At 32.7% G+C, this 17,680-nt stretch carries 15 protein-coding genes; 9 read left to right on the forward strand and 6 right to left on the reverse strand.

The window, feature by feature from the left end; translation table 11 throughout:
• Positions 1-120 precede the first annotated feature (120 nt).
• From tcaB to LQ677_RS06110, 5 genes are all read left to right on the forward strand, one after another.
• Positions 121-1,323: a putative multidrug effflux MFS transporter TcaB gene (gene tcaB / locus LQ677_RS06090; RefSeq protein ID WP_049320023.1), complete on the forward strand. Its 1,203-nt coding sequence runs from the start codon at positions 121-123 to the stop codon at positions 1,321-1,323.
• An 18-nt stretch (positions 1,324-1,341) separates the two neighbouring features.
• On the forward strand, positions 1,342-2,097 hold the full coding sequence (locus tag LQ677_RS06095) for a VOC family protein (protein ID WP_185805839.1): 756 nt from the start codon (positions 1,342-1,344) through the stop codon (positions 2,095-2,097).
• Positions 2,098-2,475: 378 nt separating this feature from the next.
• Entirely contained in the window at positions 2,476-3,726 is a 1,251-nt protein-coding gene (locus LQ677_RS06100) for a lipid II:glycine glycyltransferase FemX (protein WP_048541317.1), read from the forward strand.
• A gap of 125 nt (positions 3,727-3,851) precedes the next feature.
• Positions 3,852-7,016 (forward strand): efflux RND transporter permease subunit, encoded by a 3,165-nt coding sequence (locus tag LQ677_RS06105; protein ID WP_308193309.1) that lies wholly within the window; start codon positions 3,852-3,854, stop codon positions 7,014-7,016.
• Positions 7,017-7,285: 269 nt separating this feature from the next.
• A complete protein-coding gene (locus LQ677_RS06110; RefSeq protein WP_191836489.1) occupies positions 7,286-8,446 on the forward strand; it encodes an aminotransferase class I/II-fold pyridoxal phosphate-dependent enzyme in 1,161 nt (386 codons plus the stop codon).
• 68 nt (positions 8,447-8,514) lie between these two features.
• Here the strand turns inward: LQ677_RS06110 and mspA are convergent, their stop codons facing one another.
• Both mspA and LQ677_RS06120 read right to left on the reverse strand, forming a co-directional pair.
• Positions 8,515-8,841, reverse strand: a complete 327-nt coding sequence (mspA, locus tag LQ677_RS06115; protein WP_224658791.1) for a membrane stabilizing protein MspA — start codon at positions 8,839-8,841, stop codon at positions 8,515-8,517.
• Between the two features lie 9 nt (positions 8,842-8,850).
• The gene (locus LQ677_RS06120) at positions 8,851-9,018 is read right to left on the reverse strand and encodes an SE1832 family protein (RefSeq protein ID WP_049320027.1); all 168 of its coding nucleotides are present in this window, start codon (positions 9,016-9,018) and stop codon (positions 8,851-8,853) included.
• A 45-nt stretch (positions 9,019-9,063) separates the two neighbouring features.
• On the opposite strand from LQ677_RS06120, the gene ybaK reads away from it, so the two are divergent.
• Both ybaK and LQ677_RS06130 read left to right on the forward strand, forming a co-directional pair.
• Positions 9,064-9,546 carry a Cys-tRNA(Pro) deacylase gene (ybaK, locus tag LQ677_RS06125; RefSeq protein ID WP_185805840.1) on the forward strand — a complete coding sequence of 161 codons (483 nt, stop codon included), beginning with the start codon at positions 9,064-9,066 and terminating at the stop codon, positions 9,544-9,546.
• A 104-nt stretch (positions 9,547-9,650) separates the two neighbouring features.
• Positions 9,651-10,562 carry an AEC family transporter gene (locus tag LQ677_RS06130; protein WP_037589023.1) on the forward strand — a complete coding sequence of 304 codons (912 nt, stop codon included), beginning with the start codon at positions 9,651-9,653 and terminating at the stop codon, positions 10,560-10,562.
• A gap of 51 nt (positions 10,563-10,613) precedes the next feature.
• Here the strand turns inward: LQ677_RS06130 and LQ677_RS06135 are convergent, their stop codons facing one another.
• From LQ677_RS06135 to LQ677_RS06145, 3 genes are all read right to left on the reverse strand, one after another.
• Positions 10,614-11,399, reverse strand: a complete 786-nt coding sequence (locus LQ677_RS06135; RefSeq protein WP_037589022.1) for a glucose 1-dehydrogenase — start codon at positions 11,397-11,399, stop codon at positions 10,614-10,616.
• 30 nt (positions 11,400-11,429) lie between these two features.
• Positions 11,430-12,287 carry a GRP family sugar transporter gene (locus LQ677_RS06140; protein WP_037589021.1) on the reverse strand — a complete coding sequence of 286 codons (858 nt, stop codon included), beginning with the start codon at positions 12,285-12,287 and terminating at the stop codon, positions 11,430-11,432.
• A 161-nt stretch (positions 12,288-12,448) separates the two neighbouring features.
• On the reverse strand, positions 12,449-13,321 hold the full coding sequence (locus tag LQ677_RS06145; RefSeq protein ID WP_191836488.1) for a GNAT family N-acetyltransferase: 873 nt from the start codon (positions 13,319-13,321) through the stop codon (positions 12,449-12,451).
• A gap of 142 nt (positions 13,322-13,463) precedes the next feature.
• Here LQ677_RS06145 and LQ677_RS06150 point away from each other — a divergent pair, with 142 nt between their 5' ends.
• Together LQ677_RS06150 and LQ677_RS06155 are read left to right on the forward strand one after the other, a co-directional pair.
• On the forward strand, positions 13,464-15,599 hold the full coding sequence (locus tag LQ677_RS06150; RefSeq protein WP_126477769.1) for a DNA topoisomerase III: 2,136 nt from the start codon (positions 13,464-13,466) through the stop codon (positions 15,597-15,599).
• Between the two features lie 228 nt (positions 15,600-15,827).
• Positions 15,828-17,162 carry an NCS2 family permease gene (locus LQ677_RS06155; RefSeq protein WP_025906798.1) on the forward strand — a complete coding sequence of 445 codons (1,335 nt, stop codon included), beginning with the start codon at positions 15,828-15,830 and terminating at the stop codon, positions 17,160-17,162.
• A 55-nt stretch (positions 17,163-17,217) separates the two neighbouring features.
• Here the strand turns inward: LQ677_RS06155 and LQ677_RS06160 are convergent, their stop codons facing one another.
• Positions 17,218-17,586: a hypothetical protein gene (locus tag LQ677_RS06160; protein WP_239748172.1), complete on the reverse strand. Its 369-nt coding sequence runs from the start codon at positions 17,584-17,586 to the stop codon at positions 17,218-17,220.
• Between the last annotated feature and the right edge of the window lie 94 nt (positions 17,587-17,680).

A 17,680-nucleotide genomic window follows, 5' to 3' on the forward strand; every position in this document is an offset into this window, starting at 1 on the left:
ATATTTTGAACGATGACTATCTGAAAGTAAAGTATTTTAATAAGTGTTCACATATAACATTGCTATTTGAAAATTGTTAAGCAATAATATTAGGTAATAGATATAAAAGGAGCGTATTTCATGAACGAACAAAAGATGGCTAAGCCTTCATTATTTTTAATCGTCATTCTCGGTTTATTAACCGCATTTGGACCATTTTCAATAGATATGTATTTACCAGCATTACCAGAAATTAGTCGTGATTTTGATACTACAACGTCAAATACACAATTGACGCTCACACTCTTTATGGTTGGTTTAGCAGTTGGACAAGTATTTGTCGGGCCACTATCTGACTTTATAGGACGTAAACGACCACTCATGGTTGCATTGATTGTATATACAGTAGCTTCAATATTATGCGTATTTGCACCTAATATATACGTCATGATGGCATTACGATTTGTACAAGGTTTTACTGGTGGGGCAGGGGCAGTTATTTCCCGGGCAATTTCCAGTGATTTATATAAAGGTAAAGCTTTAACGAAATTCTTAGCGATATTAATGCTTGTTAATGGTGTAGCACCTATTTTAGCACCTGTATTGGGTGGTATTATATTATCATTTTCAACTTGGAAAGTAGTCTTTATTTTATTAACGATATTCGGCTTTATTATGTTTAGTTTATCTTCAGTAAAATTGACAGAATCATTACCTGTAGAAGAACGTTCATCAGGTAGAATCAGTGAAGTGCTAACAGACTTTAAAAATTTACTCAAAAGTCCAAAATTTTTAATGCCTTTATTTATACAAGGTTGTACATACGCGTTGTTATTTAGTTACATATCCGCTTCATCATTCATAACGCAATCTGTCTATCATATTTCACCATTAGCTTTTAGTTGTATGTTTGCTTTTAATGGTCTTGGATTAATATTGTCAGGTCAAATTATTAATAAATTAGTCGACTATTATGATGAACATGTACTTATGCGTTTATTCGGAATGATTCAAATTATAGGTGTGATTATCGTTTCAATCACATTAATGAATGGTTTATCAATTTGGATATTAATGATTGGATTCTTTATACTCGTTAGTCCAGTATCTGCAATTGGTACGACAGGTTTTTCCATTGCGATGGCTAACAATAAAGGTGGCGCAGGAAGTGCTGCGAGTTTATTAGGATTATCTCAATTTCTATTCGGTGGTATCGTTTCGCCATTAGTGGGTATAAAAGGAGAACATGAAGTATATCCATATGTCCTGACGATTATTATCGTTTCAATATTGTTGATTATTTTATTCTTCGTTAATAGTAAAGTGTTTAAAAGAGCAGCTTAAAAGTAGGAGGGTATGAACATGAATTTAAAATTTGATCATATTATTCATTATGTAGATGGTATAGAATCAATTGAATTTCCACATCAATATATACAAGCCATCCAAGGTGGTAAACATACGCAATTAGGAACCTACAATCAATTAAGTTATATAGATTTACATTATATAGAGTGGATTGATGTCTTTGATGCAGATTTAGCACGTTCATATGCTCAAACAGAAGAAGGCAGATTAAGCTTTGCGAATACATTTAAAGATGCGCATGTACAAGAAGGATTTAAAAGAATCTGCCTTAGAACACAAAATATCGATAACGTGAAGACTCATCTAGAGCAATTTGATATAGATATAGTAGGTCCAATTGAAATGTCGAGAACGAAACCGGATGGCACTATGATACAATGGCAATTACTATATTTAGATGATAAGCAAGATTTAAATTTACCATTCATCATTCAGTGGGGAGAAAGTGATGAACAAAGAGCAGCATCTTTAAAAGCTCATTTTCATGATGATTTATCGATCGATGAAGTGACGATTCAAGTGAAGAATCTTCATGAATCGAGTCAAAATTGGCAATCTTGGTATGGTTTGAAAGAGCTTGAGAAAAGCGAAGAATATGTTAAGTTAAGCTTTAAAGAAGATGATGTTGTCATTAAACTTACAGAGGATGTAGAGGAGAAATATACAACATTATCACTCTCATCAACAAATATAAAAAAAGACACGCGCATTTTATTTAAAGGCGCGTGTTACGAATTCAAAGCTAATTAGCATAAACACTGAGATAGACGCTTTGAACAATAATGCCTAAATGTACGAGTGCAATTAAGGCGCTTATAATGGCTATAAATAATATAGATTTGCGTGCGTTCTCAAGAATAAAGACGATGCTTAGTAGCAAGGTGAAGGCAACAGTTATGATACGATAGCTTAAATAATTAATTGTGCTATCAAAATTTAGACTGACCGCAATCAGTATGATATTTATAATAATAAAAAGCGTTAGAACAAGTTGTCTCATATATTTCAATCCTAACTGTATGTTTTATATGACAAGTATAACAAATATTGGTCTTTTGCGTGAAATTATAGTACGTTTCATTGTATAATTAAAAGACGAATTGATAAAAAGGAGATTTATAAATGACGATAAAGAAAATGAATATCACTCATGAGCAACATGATGAATTTGTAAAGCAACATCCAAATGGTGATATGTTGCAACTTACAAAGTGGGCAGAATCCAAAAAGCTTACAGGTTGGTATTCTCGTCGTATAGCAGTGGGCGATGGTGAAAAGATAACAGGTGTAGCACAACTTTTATTTAAGAAAGTGCCAAAGCTACCATATACATTATGTTACATATCTAGAGGTTTTGTTGTTGATTATAAAGACGAAACATCTGTTAAAGTACTTTTTGAATTATCTAAAGAAATCGCACGTAATGAGAAAAGTTATGCCATTAAAATTGACCCAGATATAGAAGTGGATCAATCTGAAGGTGTTCTTGAATATTTAACTTCATTAGGATTTGAACATAAAGGTTTTGAAGATGGATTAAGTAAGAAATATATCCAACCTAGAATGACGATGATCACAAAAATCGATCAACCTGAAGAAGACTTAATGCAAAGCTTTGATAAACGAAACCGCTCACGTGTTAGAAACTCTTTAAAAAGAGGTACTGAATTAGTTATTGGTAACCGTGATGACTTAAAAATCTTTGCAAAAATCATGGAAGAAACAGGCGAGAGAGACAATTTCTTAACAAGAGATGTTTCATACTTTGAGAATATTTATGATCATTTACATCCAGATGGCGACTGTGAATTATTCTTAGTTAAAGTTGTGCCAGATACAGTCTTAAAAGACTTATTTAAAGAACGTGATGCACTACTTGAAGAAAAAGAAAAATTAGCAAATAGAAGACAAACTAAGAAAGTCGTTAATCAGTTAAATGATGCTGATGAAAAATTAGGTAACTTTGAAAAACGAATTCAAGAAATGGAAGAGTTAAAAAGTAAAAAACCAGATGGCGTGTATTTATCTGGTGGTATCTTAATCTTCTCAGGTAAGAAATCGTATTATTTATATGGTGCGTCATCAAATGAATATCGTGAATTTTTACCAAATCACCGCATGATTATTGAAATGATGCGTTTTGCTAAAGAAAAAGGCGCTACTAAGTTCGACTTCGGTGGTACGGATAATAACCCAGACCAAGACCATGAACATTATGGATTATGGGCTTTCAAGAGAGTTTGGGGCACTTATTTAAGTGAGAAAATTGGTGAATTTGATTATGTGTTAAATAAACCACTTTATACTGCAATCGAGAAAGTTAAGCCAGCAGTAGTTACTTATAAAAGAAAAATCGAAAAGAAAATCAAAAGAAACTAGACATAAGATTAAGGCACTAAAACTTTAAATTATTAAAATTTTAGTGCTTTCTTTATGTATAAGGTATGTTTTAGCGTTAAATTATTATACAATTATTTACAAATCATAAATTAGGGGGAAATTGAGTGGTTCAAAAAATGATCAAGTTCTCGCTGAATAATAAATTTGCTATTTTGCTTATGACGATTATTATTTTGCTTGGCGGCATATATTCAGCGTTTAAAATGAAACTAGAGTTATTACCGGATATTACAACACCTGTTATAACAATTACGACACCATATCCAGGTGCAACACCTGAAAGTGTTCTAGAAAATGTAACAGAACCAGTTGAAAAAGAAGTTCAAAATCTAGAAGGCGTACAAAATGTCACAAGTCAGTCTTTAGAAAATGCTTCAGCAATTACATTAGAATATACATATCAAACAGACATGGATGAAGCTGAGACTGAATTAAGAAAGAAATTAGAAGCGTTAGATTTACCTGACGGTGTTCAAGATCCGGATATGAGTAGAATGTCTATGTACTCATTCCCAGTTGTGAGTTATTCAATTTCTGATAAAGATGACGATCTTGAAAAAGTAACAAAACAAATGCAATCAGATTTAATACCTAAACTTGAAAAAGTAGACGGCGTACAAAATGTATCATTGTCAGGTCAAACATTAGAAGAAGTTAATTTAGAATTTGACCAAAATGAATTAACGAAACGTGGTATGAGTGAAGATGAAGTACTTCAATACATCGACGGTGCTACGAAAGAATCACCTTTAGGTTTATATACATTTGGTGATGATTTGAAATCAATTGTTGTAGATGGAAGATTCACTTCAATAAAAGCACTGAAAGATTTAGAAATACCTATGACAGGTGGCGCTTCAAGTGGTGGAGGGCAAAGTGCAGCAAGTCAATCACAACAAGGCCAGCAAGCTCAACAAGGTCAAGAGGGTTCTGAATCAAGCGATAGTAGCGCATCTCAAAGTATCCCATCTGTAAAATTATCTGATATCGCAGATGTTAAACAAGAGAAGAAACGAGATTCAATTTCTAAAACAAATGGTAAAGATGCTTTAGCGCTTCAAGTAACGAAATCTACAGATGCCAATTTAGTAGATGTCGTTGATAATGTAGACAAAGAACTTGAAGCTTATAAGAAAGATCATAAGAACATAGAATCTGTACAATTGATGGAAACAGCATCAACAATTAAAGACTCAGTATCGACAATGGTTGAGAAAGCTTTAATCGGTTCTATCGTTGCAGTGATTATCATTATGTTCTTCTTAAGAGATATTAAATCAACTATTATCGCGATGGTTTCTATTCCAATGTCATTATTAATGGCACTCATTGGTCTAAAAGCGATGGATGTTTCATTAAATATCTTAACTTTAGGGGCATTAACAGTTGCAATTGGACGTGTTATTGATGACTCCATTGTTGTTATAGAGAATATTTATCGACGCATGTCGGATAAAGGTGAAGAACTGAAAGGTAGTAAACTGATTACAAGTGCGACGAAAGAAATGTTTATTCCAATCATGTCTTCAACAATCGTTACAATTGTCGTGTTCTTACCGTTAGCTTTTGTAACTGGTCAAATTGGAGAAATGTTTAGACCATTTGCTTTAGCAGTAGCATTTAGTTTATTAGCTTCACTACTTATCGCATTAACAATTGTGCCAGTTCTTTCACACATCTTCTTTAGAAATGGAATTAAGAAAGCTAAGAAAGAAAGAGGACATTGGTTAGCAAATAAATACAAAGGCATTTTAAAATGGAATTTAAATCATAAATGGCTTGTTATTGTATTAAGTATCGTGCTTGTTATCGCAAGTATTGCACTTGTATTTACGCCATATATCGGTAAGTCGTTTATCGATACAGGTGAAGATAAAATGTTAGCACTAACTTATAAACCTTCACCAGGTGAAAAAGAAGATCAAGTTGTTAAAAACGGTGAACAAGCTGAGAAATATTTATCAAAAGATAAAAACGTAGAATTCGTTCAATATAGTGTAGGTGGCGAAAATCCATTTAATCCTTCTGCCAAAAATGACATGGCTTTAATGGTTAAATACGATAAAGATACACCTAACTGGGATAATGTCGGTAAAGAAGTTATGGATCATATCGGTAAATTCAACCATAAAGGTGAATGGAAACAACAAGATTTCTCTACTGGCGGTACAGCGAACGAAGTATCTGTAAAAGTATCAGGTCCATCAACTGAAGCAATAGAAGGTACAGTTAAAGACGTAGAGAAAGAAATGAAGAAAGTTAAAGGTGTAGAAAACGTAAGTTCGAACCTTTCTAAATCTTATGAGCAATACGATGTGAAAGTCGATCAAAATAAAGCGAGCAAATTAGGACTTTCAGCTGGTCAAATTGCTATGACGCTTAATCAAACTACACAAGAAAAAGTTGTTACTAAATTAAATGATGATGGTAAATCTATCGATGTTAAACTGACTAAGAAAGAAGAAACAGATTGGTCAGAGAAGAAATTAGAAGATACTAAGATTACATCTCCATTAGGTAAAGATGTGAAACTAAGTGATATTGCGACATTGAAGAAAACAACTTCACCAGATACAATTACAAGAGAAAATGACAAAATTTCTGTTTCTGTAGATGCGAAAATCATTGCAGACGATGTTGCTAAAGTAACAACAGATGTTAATCAAAAAGTTTCTAAAATTGATACACCAACAGATGTTGAATTAAATGTTGGCGGTACAAATGATGACATCAACGAAGCAATAGAACAGCTGTTGCTTGCAATGGGTGCAGCAATTCTAATCGTATATTTAGTAATCGTATTAACATTCAAAGGTGGATTAGCACCATTTACAATATTATTCTCATTACCAGTATCTATTATTGGTGTAATCGCAGGACTGTTAATTACACAAGAAACGATATCCGTACCAAGTATGATTGGTATGTTAATGTTGATTGGTATTGTTGTAACGAATGCGATTGTATTAATAGATAGAGTGATTAATATGGAAGAGGCGGGCATGACTACAAGAGAAGCATTAATAGAAGCAGCAGGCACGCGTTTAAGACCTATCTTAATGACAGCTATTGCGACAATCGGAGCATTAGTACCACTATTATTTGGTGGCGGAAGTTCTGTTCTTATTTCAAAAGCATTAGCAATTACAGTAATAGGTGGATTAATTTCTTCAACATTATTAACACTATTAGTTGTGCCAATTTCATATGAAATCATTATGAAATTTAAGCGAGCAATATTTAAAAGACCAAAAGAACGTATAGAATAGATGATTAACCCCTCCATGTCTGTGAGACAAGGAGGGGTTTTTGTATGTAGTAAATATATATTGGTTAAGTTAGTAACAAAAGTCGTGAGAATTGTAACTAAGAGCTGCCTATCCTAATAAAAGCAACCTGAGTAACCATTCCATATACCTATTATGATTTATTTCTTAGTAATTTAATAAGAAAATACTTGTTCGTGTTTCATACTTTGATAGAATATATTCATATACAAAAAATAGTCTGAAGAATTTTATTTCGAGGAGTCGTTATTGTGCCAATATCAAAACTATTATCAGAAATACCAGACAGTTACTTTGGAAAGACAATGGGTCGTAAGGTTGAACATGGTCCGTTACCGTTAATTAATATGGCGGTTGGCATCCCTGATGGTGAGACGCCAAAAGTTATCGTAGATGAATTTATTAAAGCTGTACAAAAGCCAGAAAATCAGAAATATGGTGCTTTTCATGGTAAAGATACGTTTAAACAAGCGATTGTAGATTTTTATAAGAGGCAATATGATGTGGATTTAGATAAAGAAGAGGAAGTTTGTATTTTATATGGTACAAAAAATGGTTTGGTCGGTTTACCGATTTGTGTTGTAGAACCTAATGACTATGTATTATTACCGAATCCAGGCTATACAGATTATTTAGCAGGTGTTCTACTCGCTCGTGCTAAACCATATTCTTTAGAATTAACGCCTGAACATCAATACTTACCACAGTGGGATGACATAGAACCTGAAATCTTAGATAAGACAAAATTAATTTATTTAACTTATCCAAATAATCCAACTGGATCTGTTGCAAATACAGAGTTTTTTGATGAAACGATTGCTAAATTTAAAGATACACAAACAAATATCATACATGACTTTGCATACAGTGCTTTCGGATTTGATCAGAAGAATCCGAGTATTCTCCAATCGGAAGGTGCTAAAGAAACAGCTGTAGAGATATTTTCCTTATCGAAAGGGTATAACATGTCTGGTTACAGAGTAGGCTTTGCAGTCGGTAACAAAGAAATGATTGCTGCTTTAAAGAAATATCAAACGCACACACATGCTGGTATGTTTGGTGCATTACAAGATGCGAGTACTGTCGCTTTAAATGAATGCGATGATTTTCTTATTAAACAAAATGAAATATTTAAGACGAGAAGAGATCAATTTGAAGCGTCATTAAGAGAAGTAGGTATACCATTTGAACCAATGAAAGGTGGTATATTCCTTTGGTTACAAACACCTCCAGATTATGATGGAGAAGCATTTGTAGAATACTTATTACAAGAGGTTTCTATATTAGTTGCTCCAGGAGTACCATTCGGCGATAATGGTCAAAATTATGTCAGAATCTCATTAGCGTTAAGTGATGACGAACTATTGGAAGGTGCTAAGAGGTTACAAGGTCTAGCTCACTTATATAAATAAAAAGAGCTGAGAAATAATTTTCTCAGCTTTTTCATATAAATGAGATTTTGTAGATATGCTTTAGGGTATTAAAACACTATAAATAATAAAATCACAAATATGATTAATATAAAGATCGACATATAATTGAGTAGTTGAATTGCTTTTTGGTCTTTAATGCGATATTTAAATGCTGTGATTTCAACATTGATAACGAGACAAACCAATACAGCTAATATCCACCAAGTTTGCATTGCAAAACTAAATACAATACTGCCTAAAAAGACAATAAGCATAAGCCCCATTATAAATCTTAAAGCTTGCGTAAGCATCGTATGTAGTTGGTATATACTTAAGTAACTAATAATAAGATAAATAATGGTAAATAATAAAAGTATGAGAATTAACATAGTCATTTCCTTTCGTTAATCTTGATCAAGTTGAGCGCGAACTTTACTGATTTCTTCTTCGATTTTGACAAGTTGTTTTTCAAGTAAGTCGGTTGCTTGACCAGTAGATTCTCTCTTTTCTAGGTCATTTTGTATACGTATGTAATCATATTTAAGTTCAGAAAGTTGTTGGTTTAAATCCATTTTAAACACTCCTTTTTATAAAATAGCTATGAAGTAGGTGATAAATTGAAAAAAGTTAAAACCAATGCGATGCGCATCTTAGATCAATATAATATATTTTATCATACTCATGAATTTAAAATAGGAAAAGATCATTTAGATGGTCATGAAGTTGCGCAATTAATTCAGAAACCAGAACATCAAGTGTATAAGACGCTTGTATTAACAAATGGGAATCGTGAATATTTCATCTTTGTTATTCCAGTCGTTGAACATCTTGATATGAAAAAAGCTAGTAAAGCTGTTGGTCAGAAAAAATTAGAACTCTTACCACTTGATCAACTCACCAAAGTTACAGGTTATGTAAGAGGTGGTTGTTCTCCAATTGGTATGAAAAAAACATATCAAACCGTAATAGATATCAATGCTGAATCATTATCTACGTTTATCGTCAGTGCAGGTAAACGTGGCTATCAGATTGAACTTGATCCAGCAGATTTAGCCAAAGTGATTGATGTAAGATTTGATGATATTATTAAATATAACTAAACTAATTTTAGTATAATTTATTAATATTTCAAACAAAAAGTGTGCATAGAAGTTAAACTGTTGTTAATATAGATAAATGTGAGTTTAATGAGAGAAGTGATAAAGTGACAGAAAAATTTATAATGATTATTTTATTAATTGCTTTAGGATACGTTCTAAAGAAGCTTAAATTCTTTAAAGCTTCTGATGGTAATGTACTTGCAACACTTGTACTAAATGTTACTTTGCCTTCATTAGTGATTGTAAATTTAAATGGATCTGATTTAGATTTATCTTTAGGATGGCTTCCTATATTAATGCTATTATACGGCATTATAGCAAAGCTACTAATCATATGGTTATTCAAGAAAAAATATAATAATCAAATAAGAGGTACTGTGGGCATGATGGCCGCTTCAGTTAATATTGGACTGTTTGCATATCCATTAGTCGCACAAATTTGGCCTAAAAATGGTTTATTATACTTTGGTATGTTAGACATTGGTACAGCTATCATTATGTTCGGTGTAACATATTTTGTTGGTAGTTACTTCAATGATGGTGGCGATCAATTTGACTTTAAACGAATGGGTTTAAATTTATTAAAGACCGTACCACTTATGACATATATGATTATGTTTATCTTAAATATAATGAGCATTAAAGTACCTGACAAAGCGATAGATTTCTTTGAAATTATTGCAAATGCGAATATGCCATTATCCATGATCTTATTAGGTTTATTCTTGAATTTTAAAATCGAAAAAGCATACTTACCGATTGTTGTTAAATACTTAGCATTTCATTATGGCTTTGGTTTATTAATGGGATTAATTGTTCATTTCTTCTTACCTGTTGATGACCCAATGATCAAAACGACGTTACTTATTGGTTGGTTATTACCTATAGGTGTTTCAGTACTGTCTTATGCCATTACATTTAAATATAAGACTTTACCTATAGTGGGTATGGCTACTAATTTAAGTATTGTCATATCAATCGTCATTTTATATGTATATCAATTTTTCTTTGTTTAATAAAACAAAAAAAGCGTTTGGATTTCGCATCCAAACGCTTTTTGTAATCTATTAACCTTTACCGCCCATGAAAGCAGGGTAGTTTGTCATTCCGCCATCAACATATATTGTTGTACCGTGAATGTAACTTGCTTGTTCTGAAGCTAGGAATGCATTAATATTTGCAACTTGATCCGCTTCACCAATTTCATGTAGTGGAATCATTTCTAATGTTTCTTCGCGTGTTGCTGGGTCAGAGAATTTTTCGCGAGTATGTTCTGTAACAATAGCCCCTGGAGAAACATTATTAATTCTTATACCATTTTTACCGTATTCCATAGATAAAGTTTCCATCATCAATTTTAAGCCGCCTTTACTTGCTGCGTAATTGACGTAGTTTGGCCAAGGAATAACATCGTGCACACTTGCAGTATTGATGATTTGACCTTTAATATCATGCTCTAAATAGTAATTAATGACTTCTCTACTACCAATAAAAGCACCTGTTAAGTTGATATCGATAACTTTAGACCATTCTTCTAAACTCATTTCATGAGATGGAATTGGTTTTTCGAAACCAGCATTATTGATTAACACATCTATACGACCAAATGTTTCATGTGTTTGTTGAATCAAGTTCTTGATATCTGCTTCTACTGAAACGTCTGCTTTAATAGCAACCGCGTCAGCACCAGAATCTTTAATAGATTGAACGATTTTTTCAGCTTCTTCAACGTGATCTAAATATCCAATAACAACTTTTGATCCTTCTTTACCAAATCGTTCAGCAGTTGCTTTACCAATACCACTGTTACCACCAGTGACAATCACAACTTTATCTTTTAAATCTTCATACATATTAAACACTCCTATTTTTATATATTGAGTTTACCCTTTAGCTGCACCAATAATGAATGCTGCAATAATGATTAACACGATACCTATCCAAATAAATGTCATTTGGCGTTTTGTTTTTTGTTCGCCTAATAGGTAAATACCACCTAGAGTAGAAACGATTACTAACATTTGTGAAAATGAAAAGCTCGTTCCGACACCAACTTTTGGTTGTGAAATGAATAGGAACATATTACCTAATGCCCATACAATCCCTGGCAATAAGTTGAGTGTCGTATGTTTAACAGTAGGTTTATGTTTGAATGATAAAATGATACCCCCAATTACCATACCTATAGATTGTGGAAATAATGCATCCCAACCTTCAACACCGAATACTTGGCCGATTACAACGTATACGACATAACCGACAGTAGAGATGAGTAATATTGGAATAGCTTTACCAAGCTTTTTAGTATTTCCGCTATTTCCAGAACCTTTTTTCTGAACAGATGTAAATATCACACCGATAATCAGTAACACTAAACCTGATAGGCCAAGTGCAACTTGCGTACCTGTTGACCATTCTCCTAAAAATGCAGCACTGAATAATGTTGTTCCAAGTAATTGTAAGCCTGTAGATATAGGCATCGTTATTGAAACGCCAATTAAGTCTACACTTCTAAGTTGAAATCCTTGTCCAAGTGCCCAGAAAGCACCAGAAATCATACCGATAATAATTGTAGTGAATGTAAAGTGCACATCACCAAAGAAGAATAGACATAAACCGATGATGAAAGCCCCGATTGTTGTACCTAAAATTTGGTTATAAGGACCTCCACCAACTTTAACATTGATTAATACGACGCTTCCCCAGAACAATGCTGGTAATAGCGCTATAAGGTATTCCATACACAAGACTCGCTTTCTCTATTTATTTGTATTATTTAAACTACCCAAGTATTATACGCCCGAAACTTTTTTATTGTAAAACATATAGCTCACAATGTAATTTTACTATTAAAAAAGACCCATGAGCGCTTATTAAGCATTCATGAGCCTTAGTTTAAATATTATACATCGTATGGTCTCACATATTTAAAATGATGTGTTTCATTGACGATGTGGAAACCGACTTTTTCATATAATAATTGTATTTGTTCATGCTTTTTACTATCTACATAAATACGAACTGTTTCGACATCTTGATGATTAAATGCTTCTGTCGTCGCGAAATGAATCATTTGAAACGCGATGCCTTGTTTTCTGTAATCATGGTGAGAAGCTAAATTAGGAATTGTGGCTAATTTCTCAGGTATATCTATGGATAGATAGATGTATCCTTTAACAAGACCTTCAGCTATATATAAATAAAGCGCATGATTGTCATCTAGTGAATCTATAATATCATCAGCACTTATATCACTATGTTTGAAACTATTGGAATGTAATTTGTTAAAGGCATAGTAATAAGGTTTGCTGTATGGCGTCATTTGGTGTTGCTTATCAATTGGTAAAGGTGGTTGTTGAATTTCTAAAGTATATTGCGTTTCTACATATCCCGCATGTAGTCTTTTCAGTTTACTATTATTTAAAATGTGATCTTTATGTAGCGAAATGTGGCAATATTTAATGTTTGGATGATTATTTAAAAGTGTTTCCCATATTTCTTTTAAGGCGTTTAACGTTTCTTCATTTGTATTATTAACGATTGGTCCCCATACATTTGCAGTCTCATCATCTACACGCTCAAATCCTAATATCCCGGTAATTGTGTCATTGTCTTCTATATAGTAGAAGGTGGTTTCATCAAATTTATGGCTTAAGTCATTCTTAATCTCTTCTATTGACTGAGGTATATGTGTCACGTAGTTTGTTTCTTGCCTGTTTTTTTCGTGTAAATAAGAAGCTATCGGATCGATTTCTTTAAGAGGCAGTATTTGCATGATAGTCACTCCTTTAATATTCAACGATTATTTTATTCCATTATACGATTAATCGAAAATTTATAAAAGTTTTTCATGCCTTTAGAACACTTTTTATTCATGTTATAATAGTACGAATGTAAAAAAGAATGGGTGAAAAGAAATGAAAGCATTAGTTCTTGCAGAAAAACCTTCAGTAGGTCGTGACATCGCTAAAGCATTAGGTATTCATGATCAGAAGAAAGGTTACTTTGAAAATAAAAATTATATCGTTACTTGGGCATTAGGACATCTTGTAACGAATGCTACGCCTGAAGAATACGATAAGAAATTTAAAGAATGGAATTTAAATGTCTTACCAATAATTCCTGATTATATGAAACATGTTGTAATTAAGAAAACAAGAAGCCAATTTAATACAGTTCAACATTTGATGAAACGAGACGATGTAAATTCAATTATTATTGCGACAGATGCTGGTAGGGAAGGTGAACTTGTTGCAAGGTTAATTATTGAAAAAGCAAAAGTTAAAAAGCAAATTAAGCGACTATGGATCAGTTCAGTTACTGAAAAAGCAATTAAAGCAGGCTTTCAAAATTTAAAACCTGGTGAAGCATACAACAATTTATATCAAGCAGCATTATGTAGAAGTGAAGCGGATTGGATTGTCGGTATAAATGCGACTAGAGCTTTAACAACGAAATATGACGCACAATTATCATGTGGTCGTGTTCAAACACCAACTTTAAATCTTGTACAAATGAGACAACAAGAAATTCAATCATTTAAACCTGAAAAGTATTATCAGATGAATATTGAAGTAGAAGGTTATAAATTTAAATGGTTGAGTAAGAGCGGAGATAAAACATTTGATTCTGATTTAATAGAACAAGTTAAACAACAAGTTCAAAATAAAAAGGGTATTATCCAAAATATCTCGAAGAAGAAAAAAACAAAGTATCCTCAAAAGTTATACGATCTTACAAGTTTGCAACAAACAGCGTATCAACGATATAAAATGAGTGCGAAAGAAACGTTGAATACAATGCAAGCATTGTACGAACAACATAAAGTATTGACTTATCCAAGAACAGATTCTAACTATTTAACAGATGATATGGTTTCTTCTCTGAAAGAACGAGTATCATCATTAAGCGCTACACCACTTAAATCACATGCTGTACCATTGCTTAAAAAACCAATTAGAGCGGGTAAACATTTTGTTGATAATAAGAAAGTATCAGACCACCATGCGATTGTACCAACAGAAGTGAGACCTAACTTTGATCAGTTATCTCCTAGAGAACAGAAAATTTATATGCTAGTGGCAGAAAGATTTTTAGAAGTATTATTACCACCATATCAATATGAAGAAACAACTGTGACATTAACATGTGAAGGGGAAATTTTTAAACTGACACAAGAAGTAGCAGTTGAATTAGGCTTTAAAGAACTATATGAAGAAAAGACGCATGTGAAAGCTTTGCCTTTTAAAGAACAGCAGCATGTGAACATACAAAAAGTGAATGTCGTTAGTAAAGATACAGAACCGCCTGCATACTTCAATGAAGGAACTTTACTTAAAGCGATGGAATCACCACATCATTTCTTTAAACTTAAAGATAAGAAAATGGCTCAAACTTTAAATGAAACAGGTGGTATCGGAACAGTTGCGACAAGAGCGGATATCATCGAGAAGTTATATAGTTCTAATGTAATAGAAGCGGTGCAAGGTAAAATTAAGATAACGCCTAAAGGAAAACAATTATTAAACTTAGCGCCTGAACAACTAACATCACCAGAATTAACGGCAGATTGGGAAATGAAGTTAACGCAAATCGAAAAAGGAAATTATTCTAAAAATAAATTCATGAATGAAATGAGAAACTTCACGAGAGAAATCATTGCGGATATTAAAGAAAGTGATGATAAATTCAAGCATGATAATATCACAACGACTGAGTGTCCGACTTGTGGTAAATTTATGCTTAAAGTTAAAACGAAAAATGGTCAAATGCTCGTCTGTCAAGATCCAACATGTAAGACTAAGAAGAATCAACAAAGAAAAACGAATGCCAGATGTCCAAACTGTAAGAAGAAACTAACACTGTATGGAACAGGTAAAAAAGCGACATATAGATGTGTATGTGGTCATACAGAAACACAAGAGCATATGGACGAAAGACTTAAAAACAGAAAATCAGGCAAAATAGGTAAAAAAGAAATGAAGAAATATATGCAAACTGAAGAAGTAGAAAACAATCCGTTTAAAGACGCTTTAAAAGGATTGAAGTTCTAATTTAATATGAAAAGAGACTGGGGCATCGTGTGATGTCTCAGTTTTTTTAATCTATTAGTAGCAATTGAGTTGGCTAGAAGCGTATTGTCAGGGGTTATAATGTGTGAAAACCGAACTATAACACGAACATAAATAAAATTAATTATATAAATGTTCGTAAAAAGTATTGATTTTTGATGTTCCCAGTAATACAATGTACAGTGTTGAAATTAATAAAGGAGTCTTATGATGAAACGTTACTTTAAGTTTGATGAATTGGGAACAAATTATAAAAGAGAAATTCTTGGTGGTTTAACGACATTCTTATCTATGGCATACATATTAGCCGTTAACCCATCAATGTTAAGTTTGGCAAGTGTTGAAAATGTACCTGATTCAATGAGAATGGACCAAGGTTCTGTGTTTGTTGCTACAGCGTTAGCAGCATTAGTTGGTTGTTTATTTATGGGTATCATAGCGAAATACCCGATAGCTTTAGCACCAGGTATGGGATTAAATGCATTTTTCGCGTTTACAGTTGTGCTTACAATGGGTATTCCATGGCAAACTGGTTTAACGGGCGTACTATTCTCAGGTGTTATATTTGCGATATTAACGATGAGTGGTTTACGAGAGGTTATTATCAATGCAATACCATTTGAATTAAAGATGGCTGTATCTGCCGGTATAGGTTTGTTTATTACCTTTGTAGGTCTACAAGGAGCAGGTATTGTTAAAAAAGAAGATTCAACTTTAGTTACTCTTGGAACAATGCATAACCCAGAAGTACTATTAGCAGTATTTGGTATTATCATTACTATTATATTAATGGCTAAAAAATTACCAGGAGCAATTTTCATCGGAATGGTCTTAACAGCTATTGCGGGATTAATTACAGGTTTAATTGCAATGCCAGATAGTATAGTAGGGAAGGTACCAAGTGTATCACCAACATTTGGTGCAGCATTCGAAGCGTTTGGTGATTTATCTACTATATTTAATGTACAATTCTTAATTGTCGTTTTAACTTTCTTATTTATAGATTTCTTTGATACTGCAGGAACGTTAGTTGCGGTTGCAAACCAAGCTGGTTTAATGAAAGATAATAAATTACCTAGAGCAGGTAAAGCATTATTCTCTGATTCATTAGCAACAATTGTAGGTGCAATATTTGGTACTTCAACTACAACAAGTTATATAGAATCTAGTGCAGGTGTTGCAGTTGGTGCACGTACAGGGTTCGCAAGTGTTGTAACAGGTATTTGTTTCTTAGCAGCATTATTATTCTCTCCATTAATGGCAGTTGTTACAAGTGCGGTTACAGCACCAGCGCTTGTTATAGTAGGTGTATTGATGGTTAGTAACTTAGGTAAAATTGATTGGCAAAAATTTGAGATAGCAGTACCAGCTTTCTTAACAATGATTATGATGCCTTTAACATATTCAATTGCAACAGGTATTGCGTGTGGATTTATCTTCTATCCAATCACAATGATCGTAGCAAAAAGACATAAAGAAATTCACCCAATTATGTACGGTTTATTCTTCGTCTTTGTCGCTTACTTTGTATTTGTACATGCATAATAAAAAAAGCCACGAGATTTCATTTAATGAAGTCTCGTGGCTTTCTATTTATATATTAACTTTTATAAGTAGTCTTGTAATATTTAGATGGGATATATACTGGGGCAATTATAATCGTAAATAAGAAGATGATCATTAAAACGACCATTACGATATGTAATAACCAGCCAATAATAGGAATGATTGCAACAAAGCTAGCGATTAGTCCGATTAATGGAATGACAAATATTACTTTAACAGAATTCTGGTTATCTATTAATAGGATAAGTGTCGTAATAAAGTATAACGTTCCATTAAGTACCAAAGCATTATAACCAGTTGATAGAACAATTCCTCCACCTAAAGATGGAATGGCTAATAATAACTCAGATACAACTAATATAATAGAAAGAACTAGCAACACTGATTTAATTCCTCTTTTCATGATTTCACCACCTAGTTAAAATTGCTTGTTATATTATAACATTTTGATTACAAATTATCTATTTAAATTTTACCTATTGAAAAAGAACGCATAA

The organism is Mammaliicoccus sp. Q-M61 (genome assembly GCF_022386055.1).
GTDB classification, from domain to species: Bacteria; Bacillota; Bacilli; order Staphylococcales; family Staphylococcaceae; genus Mammaliicoccus; species Mammaliicoccus sciuri_A.